The 18,409-nt window shown below is 59.8% G+C and carries 17 protein-coding genes and 2 riboswitches; of the genes, 1 reads left to right on the plus strand and 16 read right to left on the minus strand.

Annotated features, from left to right (window positions below; genetic code table 11):
* Positions 1-9: 9 nt before the first annotated feature.
* The 4 genes from gcvPB to GE107_RS11945 all read right to left on the minus strand — a co-directional run bounded on the left by gcvPB (position 10) and on the right by GE107_RS11945 (position 5,479).
* The gene (gcvPB, locus tag GE107_RS11930) at positions 10-1,467 is read right to left on the minus strand and encodes an aminomethyl-transferring glycine dehydrogenase subunit GcvPB (RefSeq protein ID WP_219640178.1); all 1,458 of its coding nucleotides are present in this window, start codon (positions 1,465-1,467) and stop codon (positions 10-12) included.
* A complete protein-coding gene (gene gcvPA / locus GE107_RS11935; protein WP_219640179.1) occupies positions 1,464-2,807 on the minus strand; it encodes an aminomethyl-transferring glycine dehydrogenase subunit GcvPA in 1,344 nt (447 codons plus the stop codon). The genes gcvPB and gcvPA overlap by 4 nt, the downstream gene beginning before the upstream one ends.
* The gene (gene gcvT / locus GE107_RS11940) at positions 2,804-3,937 is read right to left on the minus strand and encodes a glycine cleavage system aminomethyltransferase GcvT (protein ID WP_219640180.1); all 1,134 of its coding nucleotides are present in this window, start codon (positions 3,935-3,937) and stop codon (positions 2,804-2,806) included. Before gcvT ends, gcvPA begins: the two co-directional genes overlap by 4 nt.
* Before the next feature lie 89 nt (positions 3,938-4,026).
* Positions 4,027-4,128: riboswitch (glycine riboswitch) on the minus strand.
* Between the two features lie 3 nt (positions 4,129-4,131).
* Positions 4,132-4,231, minus strand: a riboswitch (glycine riboswitch).
* 78 nt (positions 4,232-4,309) lie between these two features.
* Positions 4,310-5,479: a peptidylprolyl isomerase gene (locus GE107_RS11945; protein ID WP_219640181.1), complete on the minus strand. Its 1,170-nt coding sequence runs from the start codon at positions 5,477-5,479 to the stop codon at positions 4,310-4,312.
* A gap of 161 nt (positions 5,480-5,640) precedes the next feature.
* On the opposite strand from GE107_RS11945, the gene GE107_RS11950 reads away from it, so the two are divergent.
* Positions 5,641-6,120 carry a DinB family protein gene (locus GE107_RS11950; RefSeq protein WP_219640182.1) on the plus strand — a complete coding sequence of 160 codons (480 nt, stop codon included), beginning with the start codon at positions 5,641-5,643 and terminating at the stop codon, positions 6,118-6,120.
* A 67-nt stretch (positions 6,121-6,187) separates the two neighbouring features.
* Here the strand turns inward: GE107_RS11950 and spo0A are convergent, their stop codons facing one another.
* The 12 genes from spo0A to nusB form a co-directional block, all read right to left on the minus strand.
* Complete coding sequence (gene spo0A / locus GE107_RS11955) at positions 6,188-7,003, minus strand: sporulation transcription factor Spo0A (protein ID WP_219640183.1); 816 nt, start codon at positions 7,001-7,003, stop codon at positions 6,188-6,190.
* 232 nt (positions 7,004-7,235) lie between these two features.
* Entirely contained in the window at positions 7,236-8,561 is a 1,326-nt protein-coding gene (spoIVB, locus tag GE107_RS11960; protein WP_219640184.1) for a SpoIVB peptidase, read from the minus strand.
* A 126-nt stretch (positions 8,562-8,687) separates the two neighbouring features.
* A complete protein-coding gene (recN, locus tag GE107_RS11965; protein ID WP_219640185.1) occupies positions 8,688-10,373 on the minus strand; it encodes a DNA repair protein RecN in 1,686 nt (561 codons plus the stop codon).
* Positions 10,374-10,440: 67 nt separating this feature from the next.
* A complete protein-coding gene (gene ahrC, locus GE107_RS11970; RefSeq protein ID WP_219640186.1) occupies positions 10,441-10,890 on the minus strand; it encodes a transcriptional regulator AhrC/ArgR in 450 nt (149 codons plus the stop codon).
* Positions 10,887-11,354, minus strand: a complete 468-nt coding sequence (locus tag GE107_RS11975) for a hypothetical protein (protein WP_219640187.1) — start codon at positions 11,352-11,354, stop codon at positions 10,887-10,889. The genes ahrC and GE107_RS11975 overlap by 4 nt, the downstream gene beginning before the upstream one ends.
* 190 nt (positions 11,355-11,544) lie before the next feature.
* Positions 11,545-12,390 carry a TlyA family RNA methyltransferase gene (locus GE107_RS11980; RefSeq protein ID WP_219640188.1) on the minus strand — a complete coding sequence of 282 codons (846 nt, stop codon included), beginning with the start codon at positions 12,388-12,390 and terminating at the stop codon, positions 11,545-11,547.
* Entirely contained in the window at positions 12,387-14,282 is a 1,896-nt protein-coding gene (gene dxs, locus GE107_RS11985; protein WP_219640189.1) for a 1-deoxy-D-xylulose-5-phosphate synthase, read from the minus strand. The genes GE107_RS11980 and dxs overlap by 4 nt, the downstream gene beginning before the upstream one ends.
* A gap of 137 nt (positions 14,283-14,419) precedes the next feature.
* Complete coding sequence (locus GE107_RS11990; protein ID WP_219640190.1) at positions 14,420-15,331, minus strand: polyprenyl synthetase family protein; 912 nt, start codon at positions 15,329-15,331, stop codon at positions 14,420-14,422.
* Positions 15,332-15,343: 12 nt separating this feature from the next.
* The gene (gene xseB, locus GE107_RS11995; RefSeq protein ID WP_219640191.1) at positions 15,344-15,634 is read right to left on the minus strand and encodes an exodeoxyribonuclease VII small subunit; all 291 of its coding nucleotides are present in this window, start codon (positions 15,632-15,634) and stop codon (positions 15,344-15,346) included.
* Positions 15,627-17,012, minus strand: coding sequence for an exodeoxyribonuclease VII large subunit (xseA, locus tag GE107_RS12000; protein WP_219640192.1), 1,386 nt, complete (start codon positions 17,010-17,012; stop codon positions 15,627-15,629). The genes xseB and xseA overlap by 8 nt, the downstream gene beginning before the upstream one ends.
* 59 nt (positions 17,013-17,071) lie before the next feature.
* The gene (folD, locus tag GE107_RS12005; protein ID WP_219640193.1) at positions 17,072-17,929 is read right to left on the minus strand and encodes a bifunctional methylenetetrahydrofolate dehydrogenase/methenyltetrahydrofolate cyclohydrolase FolD; all 858 of its coding nucleotides are present in this window, start codon (positions 17,927-17,929) and stop codon (positions 17,072-17,074) included.
* Positions 17,926-18,381 carry a transcription antitermination factor NusB gene (nusB, locus tag GE107_RS12010; RefSeq protein ID WP_219640194.1) on the minus strand — a complete coding sequence of 152 codons (456 nt, stop codon included), beginning with the start codon at positions 18,379-18,381 and terminating at the stop codon, positions 17,926-17,928. Before nusB ends, folD begins: the two co-directional genes overlap by 4 nt.
* Positions 18,382-18,409: the final 28 nt, after the last annotated feature.

The following is an 18,409-nucleotide window of genomic DNA, read 5'->3' on the forward strand; positions in this document are numbered from 1 at the left end:
TCAACACCCTTAACAGGAACAGTTCAGCACCGGCTTGCGCGCCGCCGTCGCTTCGTCCAGCCTCTTCACCGCCGTCGTGTAAGGAGCGTTCAGCACGAGCTGCGGATCGGACGCCGCTTCGCCCGCAATCTGAATCATCGCGTCGATGAAAGCGTCCAGCGTCTCTTTGCTTTCCGTTTCCGTCGGCTCGATCATGATGCACTCTTCCACGTTCAGCGGAAAATAGACGGTAGGCGGATGATAGCCGAAGTCCAGCAGCCGTTTCGCCACATCGAGCGTCCGGACGCCGTACGCCGATTTGAGGTTTTTGCCCGACAGCACGAACTCGTGTTTGCAAACCCCGGGATACGGCACGTCAAAATAGGGAGCCAGGCGATGCATCATATAGTTGGCGTTCAGCACGGCGATTTCCGAAACCCGGCGAAGCCCCTCAGGCCCGTAGGTTCGAATATACGCGTACGCGCGGACCAGGATTCCGAAATTGCCGTAAAACGATTTCACCCGGCCGATCGATTGCGGACGATCTTCGTCCCAATAGAACGTGCCGTCGGGATGTAACCCGACGACCGGCTTGGGCAGGAACGGCGCGAGCTTGCTTTTGACGCCGACGGGTCCGGCACCGGGGCCGCCGCCGCCGTGCGGGGTGCTCATCGTCTTGTGAAGATTCAGGTGAACGACGTCGAACCCCATGTCGCCGGGCCGCGCGATGCCCATGATCGCGTTCGAGTTGGCACCGTCGTAATAAAGCAGCCCTCCTGCGTCATGCACGATCCGCGCGATGTCTTCGATCCGCTCTTCGAACAGGCCGAGCGTATTCGGATTCGTCAGCATAAGCGCCGCCGTGTCGGGACCGACAGCCTGCCTCAAAGCCTCCAAATCGACCATTCCGCGCGCATCGGACGGAAGGGTTACGGTTTCGAAGCCCGCGACCGTCGCGCTGGCCGGATTGGTTCCGTGCGAAGAATCGGGCACGATGACCTTCGTCCGCCCTTCTCCCCGGCTCTCGTGGTAGGCGCGGATCAGCATGAGCCCGGTCCATTCCCCGTGCGCGCCCGCGGCAGGCTGCAAGGTGACCTGGTCCATGCCGGTCAGAGCAGCCAAATCGTTCTGAAGCGTATATAACATTTCGAGCGCGCCCTGGATGCTTTCTTCCGGCTGGTACGGATGGATTTTCGCGAAACCCGGGAATTTCGCGACGTCTTCGTTGATTTTCGGATTGTATTTCATCGTGCAGGAGCCGAGCGGATAGAAGCCGTTGTCGACGCCGAAGTTCCTTCGCGACAGCTCCGTGTAATGCCGGATGACGTCGACCTCGTACACCTCCGGCAACGCGGCCGGTTCGCTTCTCAAATGGCCAACGGGGATCACGGCGGAAGGATCGACCTCGGGCACGTCGCATTCCGGCAAGGAATAGGCAATGCGGCCCGGACGGCTCAGCTCGAAAATCAGCGCTTTCTCCGGTTTCATAGCCATGCCTCCCATTCGCGCACGAAGCCGTCGATTTCTTCCTTCGTCCGCCGCTCGGTTACGGCCACCAGCACATGACCCGCCAGTTCGGGATAAGCGGCGCCCAAGTCATACCCGCCGATGTACCCCGCCCCAAGCAATCTGGCGTTCAGTTCCTTCACGGTCGCGCCTTCAGGCAGCTTCAAGACGAATTCGTTGAAGAACGGCGCGCCGAAAACCTTCGTCCCCGCGGGAAAACGACCAGCCGCATAATGCGCCTTGTTCAGATTCAGCCGGGCAACCTCTTGCATGCCCTGCTTGCCCATCACGGACATATACACGGAAGCGCACAATGCGAGCAGCGCCTGATTCGAGCAAATGTTCGACGTTGCCTTCTCCCGGCGAATGTGCTGCTCCCGGGCTTGCAGCGTCAGCACGAACCCGCGTTTGCCGTCCCTGTCCGCCGTCTGCCCGACGATCCGTCCGGGGATTTTCCTCATCAGCGCCTCCGTCACGGCGAAGAACCCGCATGTAGGACCGCCCAGCGACATCGGAATGCCGAGCGGCTGGGCATCTCCGACCACGACGTCGGCACCGAGCTTGCCCGGCGCCTCCAGCAGCCCGAGCGACAGCGGGTTGACGCTGACGACCAACAGCCCCCCTCGCGAATGAATCAGCGGTTCGATGGCCCTCACGTTTTCCAGGCAGCCGAAGAAATTCGGCGTCTGGACGAGCACCGCGGCGGTACTCTCGTCTATGGCCGCCTCCAACGCCTCCAAGTCGGTCACCCCGTCAAGAAAGCCGACTTCGGTCACTTCCAGGCCGAGACCGCGGGCCGACGTCCGCAGGATTTCCCTCGCTTCGGGATGGACGGTCCGGCTGACGACGATGCGTTTGCGCCTTGATGCCCCGCTTGCAAGCGCAGCGGCTTCGGCGAGCGCCGTCGCGCCGTCGTACATGCTGGCGTTGGCCACCGGCAAACCCGTCAATTCGCAGATATACGATTGAAACTCGAATATGGCTTGCAGCTCTCCTTGGCTGATCTCCGGTTGGTAGGGCGTATAGGCCGTGTAAAATTCCGATCGGGAAATGACGTGCTGGATGACGACGGGGATATGGTGGTCATAGATGCCGGCGCCGAGAAAGCTGGCGAACCGGTCCGCGTCCGCGTTGCGGCCGGACAAGTCGCGCATGTGCTTCAGCAAGGAAGGCTCATCATGCGCCGAAGACATCGGCAGCACGCCCTGGAAGCGGACCGAAGCCGGAATGTCGGCAAACAGCCGTTCAATCGAGTCCGCCCCGACGGCGTTCAGCATTGCGGCTTCATCCTGCTTCGTAAGCGGCAAATATCGGTGTTTCATCGGACTTTCCCCCCTCCTTCGTCTTGCTTCGTTCTGCGGTAGAACGGCGTAGGCACGACGCGGGCTTTGAGCCGTTTCCCCCGAATGTCGACCTCGATCTCGGTATCCAACCCGGCATAGCGGGCATCGATCAAAGCGAGCCCCAAATTGCGCTTCAACGTCGGCGATTGCGTGCCGGTCGTCACCTCCCCGATCCGTCCATCCGCTCCATAGACCGGATATAACGCGCGGGGAATGCCCCGGTCCGCCATTTCGATGCCGACGAGTTTCCGCTTCAGCCCCTCCGCCTTCTGGCGGATCAGCGCTTCCCGGCCGACGAAATCGCCTTTGTCCAGCTTGACGAATGCGCCCAATCCCGCCTCCAGAGGAGAGATCGTATCCGACAACTCCTGACCGTATAACGGCAAACGGGCTTCGAAACGCAGGGTGTCCCGTGCGCCGAGGCCGACGGGCACAAGACCGTCCGCTTCGCCTGCGCCGAGCAGCTCCCGCCATACCGTCGCCGCGTCCGAAGCGTCCACATAGAGCTCGAACCCGTCCTCCCCCGTATATCCCGTCCGGGAGACGATCGCCTTGCGGCCGCAAATGTCCGCCCCCTCCAGAAAACGGAAGGGCTGAAGTCCGGAAAGCAGCTCCGGTTCCGGCGTCACCCTCGCCAAGATCCGCTCGGCGTGCGGCCCTTGGACCGCCAGCAGCGCGACCTCCCGCGAACGGTCGTTCAGCGTCACGCCATCCGGCAAGTGCTTGCCGAGCCACTCGAAGTCCTTGCCGGTGTTGGAGGCGTTGACCACGAGCATGAACCGATCACCAGCCCGCTTATAGACAAGCAAATCGTCGACCACGCCTCCGTCAGGGTTGCAAATGAGCGAATACTGCGCTTGCCCGTTAACGAGCCGGTCTACGTCGTTCGTCGTCATCCGCTGCAGGAAAGCCGCCGCTCCCGGTCCCTCGACCGCGAATTCCCCCATATGCGAGACGTCGAACAGTCCCGCCTTCGTCCGGACCGCTTCATGCTCCCGCTGGATGCCGGAGAACTGGACGGGCATATCCCAGCCGCCGAAATCGATGCAGCGCGCGTCCGGAAACTCCCGGTACAAGTCATACAGAGGTGTCCTAAGCAACTCGCTCATCCCTTCACCCTTTCTCCCGTTTGCAAACAAAAAAGGACAGGCCAAAGGATTCCCGGTAACGCGCGCGCGGCGCGTAGCCGTTCCTTTCGCTCTGTCCTTGGTACCTGAGAGTTGCCTTGCGCGGCTTCCGGTGTCCCGGCGGACGCAAGTTTCCCCGTTGGTGACCCCGCGCGGCGGGATTCTCTCCAGAGTCGCGTCCGGCAAAGGTCCTTTTGCCTGAGAGATTCGCCCTCGCGGGTTTACTCCTTCGGCGTTACCTGTCTAGATGGTGGTAATCTCTCCCGCTGCCATCATCCGCTTATTCGGTTGACCTGCCGTTTGCCATTGATTCCATTATAATCCAACGGTTCGCAGCCGGGCAATCGAAAATTGTCATGATCCCGAAGAGGGCGACGGGGATGCGGAAGCGGAGGCCGACGGAGCCGGCGTTCCCGAAGCTGGCGGAGCCGCCAGGAGATTCTCGTAGTGGTACTCTTTCTTCTTCGCTTCCAGCCACTCGTTGATTTTGGCCGGAATCTGGGCATCCAGGTAGTCGTTCTTCACTTGTTGCTTTACGGTATCGTAAGCGGGCGTCACCGCGGCTTTCTTGTCGGTCACCTTGATGATGTGGAAACCGTTCGGGGATTCGACCACGCCGCTGATTTCGCCTACTTGGAGTTTAAAAGCCGCCGTCTCGAACGGCTCGTTCATGACGCCTTTGCCGAAAAAGTCCAAATCTCCGCCCTTGTCCTTGGAGCCCGGATCCGTCGACTTCTCCTTCGCGAGCGTGGCGAAATCCGCGCCTTTCTTGAGCTCGGCGAGCACCGCTTCGGCTTCCGCCTTGGTCGGCAGCAGGATATGGGACGCCCGGATTTGCTCCGGCGTGCCGTACTTCGCTTGATTGTCTTGGTAGTATTTTTTCAGCTGGTCTTCCGTCGGCTTGATTTGCGGTTCGAAAATGGAGCGCAGCTTCACCGTCACGTCGACCTGTTCCTTGAGACGGTCCATCGTCATTCCGCTCTGCTGAAGCGCAGACTCGAACTCCGCGTCCGACGGGAAGCTCTTCTTGTATTTCGCGATTTCCGCGTTCACGTCGGCATCGTTGACCGAGATCCCGAGCTTGCCGGCTTCGAGGTCGACCATCTTCGTCAGCATCAGATTATCGAGCGCCGAAGCGGCTTGTCCTTCCGGCATTTGCTTCACCAGCTCTTCATATAAGTCCGCCTTCGTGAACGAAGCGCCGTCCATGCGTCCAACGACCGCGTTCCCGCTACCGCCGCCCGCTTGCTGATTCTCTCTTACGAGGACGAAAACCAATGCGGCGACCGCAAGCATAGCTACGGCAATCCAAGGCCAAGGAGCGGAGGCTTTCCTCGCTGTCGCGGCTGCAACCTCCAGCGAGGCTTCCGGCGCCATTCCCGGCGCGCCCGCGGCAGCGTCGGCGGTTTCGGCAGCCGCGGCTTCCTCCCGTCCCGCCTCTTCCGACGGAACGGCCGGTTCGGCCGACCGGGCATCCTCTTGCCCCAGCGGCTCCTCGGCGCGTTTATTTTCGTTATCGTTCATGATCAGACCCTCCTCTTTTTTTGCAACGACTTCCCTACTATATCATGTTTGAAGCAAAATACCTTAAATTCAGATAAAATTGGGGACTGGCAGGATCGTACCCGGATTTCGCGAATAAGGAATGGAGTAACCATTGAAACCGGGACGGGAGGCGGTGTGCCTTGTTGAAGCTATTCGAGTATAACTGGCAAGTTCGCGAAGATTGGTTGGACTGGTGCGGCTCGGTATCCGAGGAAGAGCTGCTGAAGAAACGCACGGGCGGACCCGGCAGCATTCTCTATACGTTGTTCCACATCGTAGAGTGCGAGTACAGCTGGATCACTTTACTGCAGGGCAAGCCGGATTCCGGCGAACCTCCGTTTGAGAAATATGCCGGCCTGGATAAGGTAAAAGATTATTCGGCACGCTGCCATGAGGAAATCGCTCCGTTCCTTTATGCTTGGAATGGCGACTTGGAAAATCGGATCTTGACCAACCGAAACTCGAAAGGGGAATGGGAAAGCTTCAAGTACGGGGAAGTGATGCGGCATGTTCTCGCCCATGAGATCCACCATATGGGGCAATTGTCGGTGTGGTCGCGGGAAATCGGCAAACCGCCGATTACCGCAAACTTGATTCGCAGAGGATTGTTTGACGATTAACGGATGGACAAAAAACGCCTGCCCTCGAATGATAATCGAAGGCCAGGCGTTTGATTTTGAGTACGCTTCAGCTCACTTTATGCTCGATGCGCAGCTTGTCGGCGACCATCGCGATGAACTCGGAGTTCGTCGGCTTAGATTTCGCGATATTGATCGTGTAGCCGAACAGGTGGCTGATGCTGTCGATGTTGCCGCGCGTCCATGCCACTTCGATGGCGTGGCGGATGGCGCGTTCGACTCGAGAAGGCGTCGTCTTGAACTTCTCCGCGATGGCCGGGTACAAAGTCTTCGTGATGGCGCCGAGGATCTCGATGTTGTTGTAGACCATCGTGATCGCCTCGCGAAGATATTGGTAGCCCTTGATGTGCGCGGGAACGCCGATTTCGTGGATGATGCTGGTGATGTTCGCGTCCAGGTTCTTGGGTTTGCCGCTGATCGGAACGATATTCGAACGGATGACGCCGGCCGTCGAGGAGCCGGAGCTTACGGATGCGGGCGCCGAAGCTCCCGCCAGCTGCCGGATCCGGTTCGCCAGCACGTCCATGTCGAACGGCTTCAGTATGTAGTAGGAGGCTCCGAGCTGAACGGCGCGCTGCGTGATGTTCTCTTGGCCGAAAGCCGTCAGCATGATGATCTTGGGCATCGGCGTCAAATTCATGTCCCGCAGTTTCTCCAACACCCCGAGACCGTCGAGGTGGGGCATGATAATATCGAGGATCATGACGTCCGGCACGCGCCGGGATTCCTCCAGCTGACGAATGACCTCTTCTCCGTTATACGCCACTCCGATGACCGTCATATCATCCTGTTCTTGAATGTACTCGGACAATAAATTCGTGAATTCCCGGTTGTCGTCCGCAAGAAAAACTTCGATCCGCTGCAAGGTCAAGTCCTCCCTTTCTCTGTGGGAAATGTAGTCGAGGAAACGATCATCGTTTCTCTGTTATTCGTTTTCGACAATCCCTCTGCAATTCCTTCCGGATTAGAAAATTTTTCTTTATTTTTGAATGGATATCGAATATAATAAATAATTTGTGCCATTTCCTGATGTTTTTCGCACATTTTCGACAAATGTTCGGATTTTCACGTTTCCACAATGAGCAAAATCTAAGGCGTCAAACCGCCTTAGACATCGTTTGCTCGGGGGTTAGCATGATGCCCGCATCCTGCAGCATCCATTCGATATAACATCCGTATCCGGAAGTCGGATCGTTCACGAAGACGTGGGTGACGGCGCCGACCAGCTTGCCCTTCTGCAGGATCGGACTGCCCGACATGCCTTGCACGATCCCTCCGGTCCTTTCGAGCAGCTTCGGATCCGTGATTTTGATGACCATGCCTTTGGTCGCCGGCGAGGACTGCTTGGAAACATGAACGATGCGGATCGCGAACTTCTCGACCTTCTGGCCGCCGACGACCGTCCAGATTTCGGCAGGGCCTTCCTCCACCTCTTCGGCGAATGCGACGGGCACCGCTTCGGAACGATAAGAATGGCTGGGCATGCCGCTCATCCTTCCGAAAATCCCGAACGGGGTGTTGCGCTCCACGTTGCCGATCGTACGGCCGCCGATGAACTGCGCGCGTTTCTCGCCCGGTTCGCCGTTCTGGCTTTTCGAAATCGAGGTCACGTTGGAATGCAGGATCTCGCCGCTGCCGACGACGATCGGCGTTTGGGTATCCATATCGGTAATCACGTGTCCGAGGGCGCCATAGACGCCATGATCCGGCGCGTAGAAAGTCAGCGTTCCGACCCCGGCCGCGGAGTCCCGAATGTAGAGCCCGAGCCTCCATGCTTTGTCCTCTTGGTCATAGGCCGGTTTCAACTGCGTGCGGAACCGTTCCTTCCCCCGCTGAACGAGCAATTGAAGGGGACGGCCGCTTCTTCCCGAAGCTTCGGCGATCGCTGCGACTTTGGAGACGTCGTTCAAAGGCTGGCCGTCGATTTCGACGATCAAATCCCCGAGCTTCAGCCTGGCGTTTTCTCCGGGCGAAGTTTTCGTATCGGTGCCCGTTTTGACTAGATGATGTCCAACAATCATAATGCCGGCCGCTTTGACCTTAACGCCGATGGTCTGGCCGCCTGGAATGACCTTGAGGTCGGGAACGACCTGGAGCTTGACGGTTTTGAACGGGATTTTGCCGAACAGCCGGAGCTTCAGCTCCGTCGTGCCGCTCCGCTTCGGATGAATGGACAGAGGCCTGCTCAAATCGATCGGGAATAAAGCGTCCGTGCGTCCGTTGATGCCTGCCACTTGGGGATTCACGCTGCCTTGAGCATGCACCGGCATCGCGTAATTCAACTGCTTGACTTGACCTTGGAACATGCGCAGCGTTTCCGGAAACGACGCATAATGGCGGATCGGCGAAGAGCAGACGGCCAATCCCAGAAGGATGACGAGACAAAGTCCGAACAGGCGGCGTCTGGGGGGATGGGGATACAAGTTCTCACGCTCCCTTACAGTCTTGATCGGCCGATGCGACTGGCCGATGGCGTACCTATAAGGTAACCGTGCCCCCCCGCTTTTATGTTCCCGAAAAGCTTCCTCGGAGCTCAATTTTTCGCGTCATTACGCGTTTTTTTGCCTCTCCGCCAGCGACAGCATTTCCTGTGCGTGATGACGTGTTTTTTCCGTTACTTCCACGCCTCCGAGCAGACGGGCGAGCTCTTCGACCCGCTCTGTTCCGGTCAGCTCCTTCACCGACGTAACCGTTCTCCCGTTTGCGCTTACCTCTTTGCGGATTTCGTACTGATGATCCGCCATGCACGCGACCTGAGGCAAGTGGGTGATCGAGAACACCTGGCAGCTGCGGGAGAGCTTGGAAAGCTTGTCCGCGACCGCTTGCGCGGCGCGACCGCTCACTCCGGTATCGACTTCGTCGAATACAAGGACGGGAATGCGGTCTATGCTCGCGAAAATCGCCTTCAGCGCGAGCATGACGCGGGACATCTCGCCTCCGGAGGCGATTTTGGCGAGCGGCTTCGGCGGTTCGCCGGGGTTGGTGGACAGGAGGAACTCCGCGGAATCCATCCCGGTTGCCGTCAGGGGTCCTTGTTCCAGCTTCACCTCGAATACGGAACGGCTCATCTGCAGATCTTCCAGCTCCCGGACGATCGCCCGAGCCAGAACTTCGCCCGCGTCCCGGCGGATGGCGCTCAGCTTCTCCGCCTTGGCCGTCAATTCCTGCAGCAGTCTCCGTTCTTCCGCTTCCAGCTCGCGCAGCCGTTCGTCCCGGTTTTCCATACGCTCCGCTTCGGCCCGGATTCTCTGCTGGTACGAGATGATCTCCTCTACCGTTTCGCCATACTTCCGCTTCAATCCGAACAGCAAATCCAGTCTCTGCTCGATTTGAGCCAGCCTCTCGGGATTAAACTCAATCTGGTCCCGATAGTCCCGAAGCTGATAAACCGCGTCTTCCGCGGCATAATAAGCGGACTGGAGCTGTTCCACGAGCGGTTCGAGCTTGGTCGGATCGACCTTCACGATATCCTGCAGCCTGGATAACGCTTTGGACAATGCGGAAAGCCCCTTGGATCCGTATAATAAATCGTAAGCTTCGGAAACCGCGTCGGCGAGCTTCTCCGCGTGCGTCAGCTTCCGCCGCTCGTCCGCGAGAGACTCGTCTTCGCCCGGTTTGAGCCTGGCGTTGTCGATCTCCTCGATCTGGAACCGGTACAGGTCCAGCATTTGCATGCCTTGCCGGTTTCTCTCGTCGAGCTCCTTGCGCTCCTTCAACACTTCCTGGTATTGCCGGAACGACTCCCGGTACTCGGTCTTCTCCTTGGCGATCGATTCCCCCGCGTATTGGTCCAGCCATTCCAGGTGGCGGTCCGTCCGGAGCAGCGATTGGTGCTCGTGTTGGCCGTGCAGATTCACGAGGTGCTCGCCCACTTCCCGCAGCATCGACAGCGTCACGTTCTGGCCGTTGATTCGCGCGGACGATTTGCCTTGCGCATGCAGTTCCCTGCGGACGATCAAGGCTTCTTCCCGGTCGGCCTCGATTCCGATCCGGTCCAAAGTCTCCCATACCGGATGCCCGGCGGGAAGGTCGAACAGCGCTTCCAAGTCCGCCCGGTCGCTGCCGTGCCGGATCATCTCCGCGGAACCGCGCCCCCCCGCCGCCAAGGCCAGGGCGTCGATCACGATCGATTTGCCCGCGCCGGTTTCGCCGGTCAGCACGTGAAAGCCTTCATGGAACGTAACGGAAACGTTCTCGATCACCGCCAGATTGCGTATGTTCAGTTCCCGCAGCATACTATCCCCTCCACTTCCCTGCATGAACAGCATCGGTCAAATAACGCGATCCCGCCGATATCCTTCTTTAGCGAAGCATCTCATGGATTTTGCCGACGACGATCGCGGCCTGATCTTTCGTACGGCAAATCAGCAGCGTCGTATCGTCGCCGCTGATGGAGCCGATGATTTCCGGCCAATCCATGCCGTCCACAAGCGAGCCGATCGTGTTGGCCGTTCCGGGCAAGCATTTCACGACGACCAAGTTTTCCGCCGATTCCGTCGCCACAAAATGGTCAAGCAGCGCCCGTTTCAGCTTGTGGGCCGGATTGTAGCGTTGATCCTGCGGCATCGAATATTTGTACCGCCCGTCCTCGAGCGGCACTTTAATCAGCTGAAGCTCTTTGATATCGCGCGATACGGTGGCTTGCGTGACCTGCATGCCCGCTTCGCCCAGCGCTTCGACGAGCTCCTCCTGGGTCTCGATTTCCCGCGACCCGATCAACTCCCGAATTTTGCGTTGCCGTTGTCCTTTCATTCTTCGTCATCCTCCACTTGGAATCGAACCGTCCGCACCAGCTTGTCTTTGGGATCGGCCACGATAATGCCTTCGCAATCCGGAAACAGGAGAGCGTACGCGAGCAGGCGCTCGCGAAGGCCGCTGGCCGTCCAATCCATCGGCTGCCTCGCCCTTTCCAGCTTGACCAGATAATATTTGTCTTCCTTGCACACCAGATAATCGAAATACAGTCTCGTCGTTTGCACAGGCCCGTCATCGACGGCGACGCCGAGCGGAATCCGGTGCTTCCCCGACAATACCTCGAAGCCGTTCTCCTGCAGTAATGCCACCGCCTCGTCCGGCACCACCCCGCCATGCTGGGCCAAGCGGCGCAGCCGTTTGCCTGGCGGTTCATGGAGCCAGCGATCGAAACGGCGGAGCAGCCACCAGACGCTGAAGCCAGCCGCGAGCAGCAGGAGCAGCCAATCTCCGAACCTTCCCAACGGATCCACCTCTCCACGGGACCTTTTTTCTCCATGGAGATTGTTCGTGCAGTTACGGCCCGTCACATGATCATTCGCCCCGATGCAGCCAATTTCCTTTTTCCGGAACGCAACAAAAAAACGGAACCGCCGACGACGAACCGACTTCCGGCCGTTCTTCGGCAGTTCCGGTTCTATCCGGAAAATGAAATCATGCGTTTCGGAAGGTTCCGTGGGCTTGCTCCACGACCGTTTCGATCATCGCGGCAAGGGGACCGGCAAGCCAAGATTCGCCTCGCGGCAGGCCCGTCTTCTTCCAATACGCGAGAAATTCGATATTCCCCTCACCGCCGGTAATCGGAGAATAGGTGAGATCCTGCAGCGAAAATCCGATCCCGTCCGCGAACGCCAGCACTTCCCGAAGCACGGAAACATGGACCTTCGGATCCCGTACGACGCCCGATTTGCCCACTTGCTCGCGTCCGGCTTCGAATTGGGGTTTGATCAGGGCGACCGTTCCGCCGTTTACCGCGAGCATGGCGGCCAGCGGCGGTAAAATCAGCTTCAATGAAATGAACGAGACATCGATGGAGGCGAACCCGGGAACGGGACCCTCGAGCTGTTCGGGCGTCATGTGGCGGAAATTGGTCCGTTCCATGACGCGAACGCGATCGTTCTGCCGCAGCGACCAATCGAGCTGATTGTAGCCGACGTCGATCGCGTATACCATCGATGCGCCATGCTGCAGCGCGCAGTCGGTGAACCCTCCGGTGGAAGCGCCGATGTCCAGCATCACCGCGCCCTTCAGGTCGATGGCGAAGGCGCGGAGCGCTTTCTCCAGCTTCAGGCCGCCTCGGCTTACATAAGGATGCGGAGCGCCCTTCACCGTAAGCTCGGCATCCCTCGGCACTTTCGTCCCGGCTTTGTCCACCCTTTCCGAGCCTAGCCAGACCAGTCCCGCCATGATCGCGGCCTTCGCTTTTTCCCGGCTTTCGAAGTAACCCTGCTCCACTAGCAGCACGTCGAGCCGCTCTTTGGCCGTCGATTTATCCGTCATGTGGCCCGCTGTCTCGGACGGACGGCAGCCGCGCGGAGGCGGTTCGCGACATTCTCGGCCGTAAGGCCGCATTCCTGGCGCTGCTCCTTGATCGAGGCGTGCTCGACGAATACGTCCGGAACGCCCGCAAGCTGAACGGCCGCGTTGCGGAAATCTTCCCTCGCGTAAAATTCCAGAACCGCTCCGCCCAGTCCCCCCTGCTCGGAACCTTCCTCCAGCACGAGCATCGGCAGCCCTTCGTTCGCCAGGCGGGCGAGCGTCGCTTCGTCCAGCGGCTTCACGAATCGGGCGTTCACCACCCGCACGTTCAGTCCGTCTCGCTTCAGCAATTCGGAGGCTTCCTCCGCGACTTTCACCATCGGGCCGATCGCCAGAATGGCCGCAGAATCGCCCTCGCGCAACGTTTCCCAGGATCCGATGGGAATGAGCGACGGTTCCGGATCATACGCGACGCCTTGTCCCTGTTCGCGCGGGTACCGGACGGCGATGGGACCGTCATCGTAACGGACGGCCGTGTACAGCATGTTCCGCAGCTCGTTTTCGTCCTTCGGCATCATCAGCACCAGGTTCGGAATGTGACGCAGGAACGCGATATCGTAGACGCCATGGTGCGTCTCCCCGTCGGAGCCGACGAAACCGGCCCGGTCGATCGCGAACACGACGTTCAGGTTCTGCCTGCAAATATCGTGAACGACTTGGTCGTATGCGCGCTGCAGGAACGTGGAATAAACGGCGAACACGGGCTTCATGCCTTCCATGGCGAGCGCGGCCGACATTGTCGCGGCATGCTGCTCGGCGATGCCCACGTCGAACATGCGGCCGGGAAACTTGGCGGCGAAGCCGAGCAAGCCCGACCCTCCGGGCATCGCCGGGGTGACCGCCACGATCCGGTCGTCTTGCCGGGCGAGTTCGATCAGCGTGTTGCCGAACACTTCCGTGTACATCGGCGGGCCGACCGGTTTGATCACCTGGCCGGATTCGATTTTGTAAGAACCCGTAATGCCGTGCCACTTGTGGGAATCCTGCTCGGCATGGGTATAGCCTTTGCCTTTGGTCGTCAGCACGTGGATGAGAACCGGCCCCTGCACGTTGTCGGCCTGGCGGAACGCTTCCAGCAGCTTATGGATGTCATGGCCGTCGACCGGTCCGAAATATTTCAGGCCGAATTCCTCGAACAGCATGCCGTCCGGAGTCATCATGTATTTGAGGCTGTCCTTGACGCGCTCCGCGGTTTTGGCAAGCTTGCCTCCGATCGCGGGCACCTTGCGAAGCAGCCAATCCAACTCGTCCTTGGCTTTGCGGTAAGTCTTGTCCGAACGGACCTTGCCCAGATAATTGTGGATCGCCCCGACGTTCGGCGCGATCGACATTTCGTTGTCGTTCAGAACGACCGTCAAGTTGCGTTTCTCATGTCCGATGTGATTGAGCGCTTCCAGCGCCATGCCGCCGGTTAGGGCACCGTCGCCGATGACGGCGATGACCTTGTTCGTGCCGCCGCGGAAATCGCGGGCGATCGCCATGCCGATCGCGGCCGACAGGGAAGTGCTGCTGTGACCCGCTTCCCAGACGTCATGCTCGCTCTCGCTGCGCTTGACGAAGCCGCACAACCCGTCCTTCTGGCGCAGCGAATCGAACCGGTCCTTGCGGCCGGTTAATATCTTATGAACGTAAGCTTGGTGCCCTACGTCGAAAATAAATTTATCTTCGGGGCTGTTATACAGATAATGGAGCGCCAGCGTCAACTCCACCACGCCCAGATTCGGTGCGAGATGGCCGCCCGTTACGGACAGCTTCTCGATCAGGAATTGCCGAATTTCCTCCGCCAGCAGCGGAAGATCGGGCAATGACAGTTTCTTCAATTCAGCTGGGCTGTCGATCCGATCCAGCAGCAATGATGTTCCCCGCTTTCTCCCAGACGGGATTTCCGTGATTCCGTTATTATACCATAATTCGCAAATCCATGCCCAATGACGACAAACGGCGCCAAACTCCCGCTTCGGAGAATTTCGCGCCGTCTGTTGCCCGGACTTTAATGGTCTCTGGACATGATGTAATCCGCAATGGCGAGCAGCCGCCCGGGATCGGCCAATCCGGCGCCGGCCACCGCTTCTTTGGCTTCCGCCGTCAGCTTGACCACCCGTTTGCGGCTTTCTTCCAGGCCGATCAAATAAGGATAGGTGACCTTCGCTTGTTTTTCGTCGCTTTTGACCGGTTTTCCAAGCTTGGTTTCGTCTCCGGTCAAATCGAGGATGTCGTCCTGGATTTGAAATGCAAGCCCGACGTTCCGGCCGAACAGCCCGAGCGCATCCAGCTGTTTGTCGTCCGCTTCCGCCGCATGGCCGCCAGCCCTCAAGGAAAAGGAGATCAAATCCGCGGTTTTGTGCAAATGGATGGATTCGAGCTGCGCAAGCGTCGTGATGCCTTGCTCCCCCAACATGTCCGCGGCCTGTCCGCCGACCATGCCGGGCAAACCGGCATACCGGGCGAGCTCCGCGACGACCGCGAGCGTCCTTGCCGGAGGCACGCCGGATGCCGATGCGCCGGATGCCGCGTAAAACGCATGCGTCAGCAGGCCGTCGCCCGCCAGAATCGCCATCGCTTCTCCGTAAACTTTGTGGTTCGTGGGCCGTCCGCGGCGGAAATCGTCGTCGTCCATCGCGGGCAAGTCATCGTGGATCAACGAGTACGTATGGACCATTTCGACCGCGACGGCGAACGGAAGCGCGCGATGGACCGCTTGCGCGTCTGCCGTCACGCTTTCCGCCGCGGCGAGCACGAACACCGGACGGAGACGTTTGCCCCCGGCATGCAGCGAATATTCTGCGGCTTCCCTGAGCTTCGCGGGAATGTTCCACGCCGCCGGAATCGCCTGCCTAAGGGCATCCTCGATCAGGGACCTTCTGTCTGTCAAATAAGATTTGAGCTGTTCCGAAGTTGTCACGCTTACTCCCCTTCAGTCGCCGTTTCCTTCTTCCCTGGAAGGGGCGAACGGCTTGCGCCCCAGTCCTCCGGATTCGCCTTCCACGAGCATTTCGATGCGCCGTTCCACCTGCTCCAGCTTCTGACCGCACAGGCGGGACAGCGACATGCCTTCCTGGAACAGCTCGATGGCGGTTTCGAGCGGAACGTCCCCGCTCTCCAGCTTCGCGACGATCGCTTCCAGCCGTTCCATCGCTTGCTCGAACGTCGTTCCGTTCGGCGTACCCCCGGCCGCGGACGGCTTCACCCCATGCTCTTCAGCCATTCGTTTCTTCCTCCCCTTGAATCCCCCAAACTTGACAATCCAGCCGTCCGTCCGCAAGCCGGACCCGGACGAGATCGCCGGGCTGCACGTCCCCTATGGAACGGATCAATCGTTTCTGCCGCTCGTCATACACCAGGCTGTAGCCCCGCCCCATCACCTTCAAGGGACTCAGCGCGTCCAACTGACGAATGAGGGAAGCGTACCGGCTCTGCGAATCGCGGAGCGTCCCCGCCATCGCCAGCTCCATGGAACGCCGCGCGGCCGTCAGCCGCTTGCGGGCGAATCCGGCCTGCTCCGTCGGGCTTGATGCCGCGAGCCTGCCGCTTAGCCGTGCGAGCCGTTCCTGGGCTCGTCCGGTCTGGGCCTGGGCGCGGTAGACCAACCGGTCGCGGAGCCGGTCGAGCCGTTCCGCCTGCGCGAGCAGCGTACGGCGCGGCTGGGTGAAATACGGCGAACGGGCGGCATGCTGCCAACGTTCCCTCACTTTGCCGGCAAGCAGCCGCAGCGATTTCCCCATGCGCTGCTGCAGGTGAAACAGATGCTGGCGCAGCTCCCCCGCATGGGGCACCGCCAGCTCGGCGGCAGCGGTCGGCGTCGCCGCCCTCAAATCGGCGACGAAGTCGGCGATCGTGAAATCCGTTTCGTGCCCGACCGCCGAGATGATCGGAATCAAGGATGCCCGGATCGCGCGCGCGACCGCCTCCTCGTTGAATGCCCACAGCTCCTCCAGGGAACCGCCGCCTCTGCCGACGATCATGACGTCGACCTCCGCGAGCCGGTTCATCGTTTCGATCGCCTTGACGATCGAAGGAGCGGCCGACGTCCCTTGCACCGATACCGGATGCAGGAGGACGGGAACCGAAGGATGCCGCCGCTGGAGCGTGATCAGAATGTCCCGGACGGCGGCGCCTGTCGGAGACGTGATCACGCCGATCGCTTTCGGAAACCTGGGGATCGGACGTTTCAGCGCTTCGGAGAACAGACCCTCGGATTCGAGCTTCTTCTTCAGTTGTTCGAATGCGAGGTACAAGCTTCCGATCCCGTCCGGTTGCATCGCCGTCGCATAGAATTGATAGGCGCCGTCCCGTTCGTAAACGGAAACGCCTCCCCGCGCCAGCACCTTCATGCCGTCCTTCGGGGCAAACGGGAGCCGTTGGTTGTAGGAGGCGAACATGATGCATTTGAGGCGGCCGCTCTCATCCTTCAGCGTGAAATACATGTGTCCGCTGGAATGGCGCGTGAAATTCGATATTTCGCCTTTCAGCCAGATGTCCTGAAGTCCCGGATCGCCTTCCAGCCTCATCTTGATATACCGGTTGACGTCCCGGATGCTGAGGACCTTCGCCTGCTCCACGCCCTCACCTCCGCTATGCCTCATGTTTATTGCCGATTTTCCGATCGTCTCGTCGTGCCGACCGGTCTTTTTCCGCCGGCCATTCAGCCGATCCCGTTCGCGCGTTTGCACGCCTTCAGCGTGTTGGCCATCAGCATTGTGATCGTCATCGGCCCGACTCCGCCGGGCACCGGCGTAATCCAGCCCGCCTTCGGCGCCACGTCGTCGTAATCGACGTCTCCGGCGAGTTTGCCGTTCTCCAGCCGGTTCATGCCCACGTCGATCACGACCGCGCCCGGTTTCACCCAGTCGGCCTTCACCATCTTGGCGACGCCGACCGCGACGACCAGAATGTCTGCTTGCCGCGCGATTTCCGGCAAGTCGGGCGTGCGGGAATGGCACATCGTCACCGTCGCGTTCTCCCGGAGCAGCAGCATCGACACCGGTTTGCCCACGATGTTGCTTCGGCCGATCACGACGGCATGTTTGCCCGCCGGGGAATGGCCGGACCGCTTGAGCAGCTCGATCACGCCGGACGGCGTGCAGGGGAGCAGCGCGTCATCGCCGATCATCAAATTCCCGACGCTGACGGGATGGAATCCGTCGACGTCCTTCCGCACCGAAATCGCATCGATCACCGGTTTCTCCGCCAGATGCTTCGGAAGCGGAAGCTGGACGAGAATCCCGTGAATGGCGGGATCCGCATTGCAGCGTTCGACCATGCCGAGCAGACCGGCTTGGGTCGTCTCGGCCGGCATCCGGATGACTTCCGAGTGGTAGCCCAGCTCTTCGCAGGCTTTGGCCTTGTTCCGGACATAGACTTGCGAGGCCGCGTCATCTCCTACCAGAATGACCGCAAGACCAGGCCTGATGCCCTTCTCCGCGAGCTCCCGGACCTCGCTGCGGATTTCTTCGCGGATCGATTCCGAGATCTGTTTGCCGTTAATGATTTGCGCGCTCATTCGGCTTCCCCTTCCCCCGATCGTTTCTCTTTCTCCCGGATCATCCGGCCGAGCACCCCGTTGACGAACTTGCCGGACTCTTCCAACCCGAAATGCTTCGCCAGCTCGATCGCTTCATTCACGGCAACTTTCGGAGGCAAGTCCCGGTAATCCAATTCGTAGGCGGCGAGCCGAAGGATCTGCCGGTCGACGCGCGACAGACGGTCCACCTGCCACCCCGTCAAATACGAGGCCAACCGGCGGTCCAGTTCTTCCTTGCGCGAGGATACTCCTTCCACCAGCTCCCGCGTGAACGCGTCGACGGCCGCGAGTTCTCCTACATCGGCGCCGATTTCATTCTCTTGTCGAGCTTCTTCCATCACCATATTCACGGCTTCGTCGCCCGAAACCCCGTTCATTTCCATTTGGTATAAGCTCGAGACCGCGATTTCCCTTGCCAATCTACGTTTCATGCGTCCTCCGTTCGGCCCTGTGCGACAT

Origin of the sequence: Cohnella sp. CFH 77786 (assembly GCF_019400745.1) — a bacterium.
In the GTDB taxonomy this organism is placed as follows: domain Bacteria; phylum Bacillota; class Bacilli; order Paenibacillales; family Paenibacillaceae; genus Cohnella.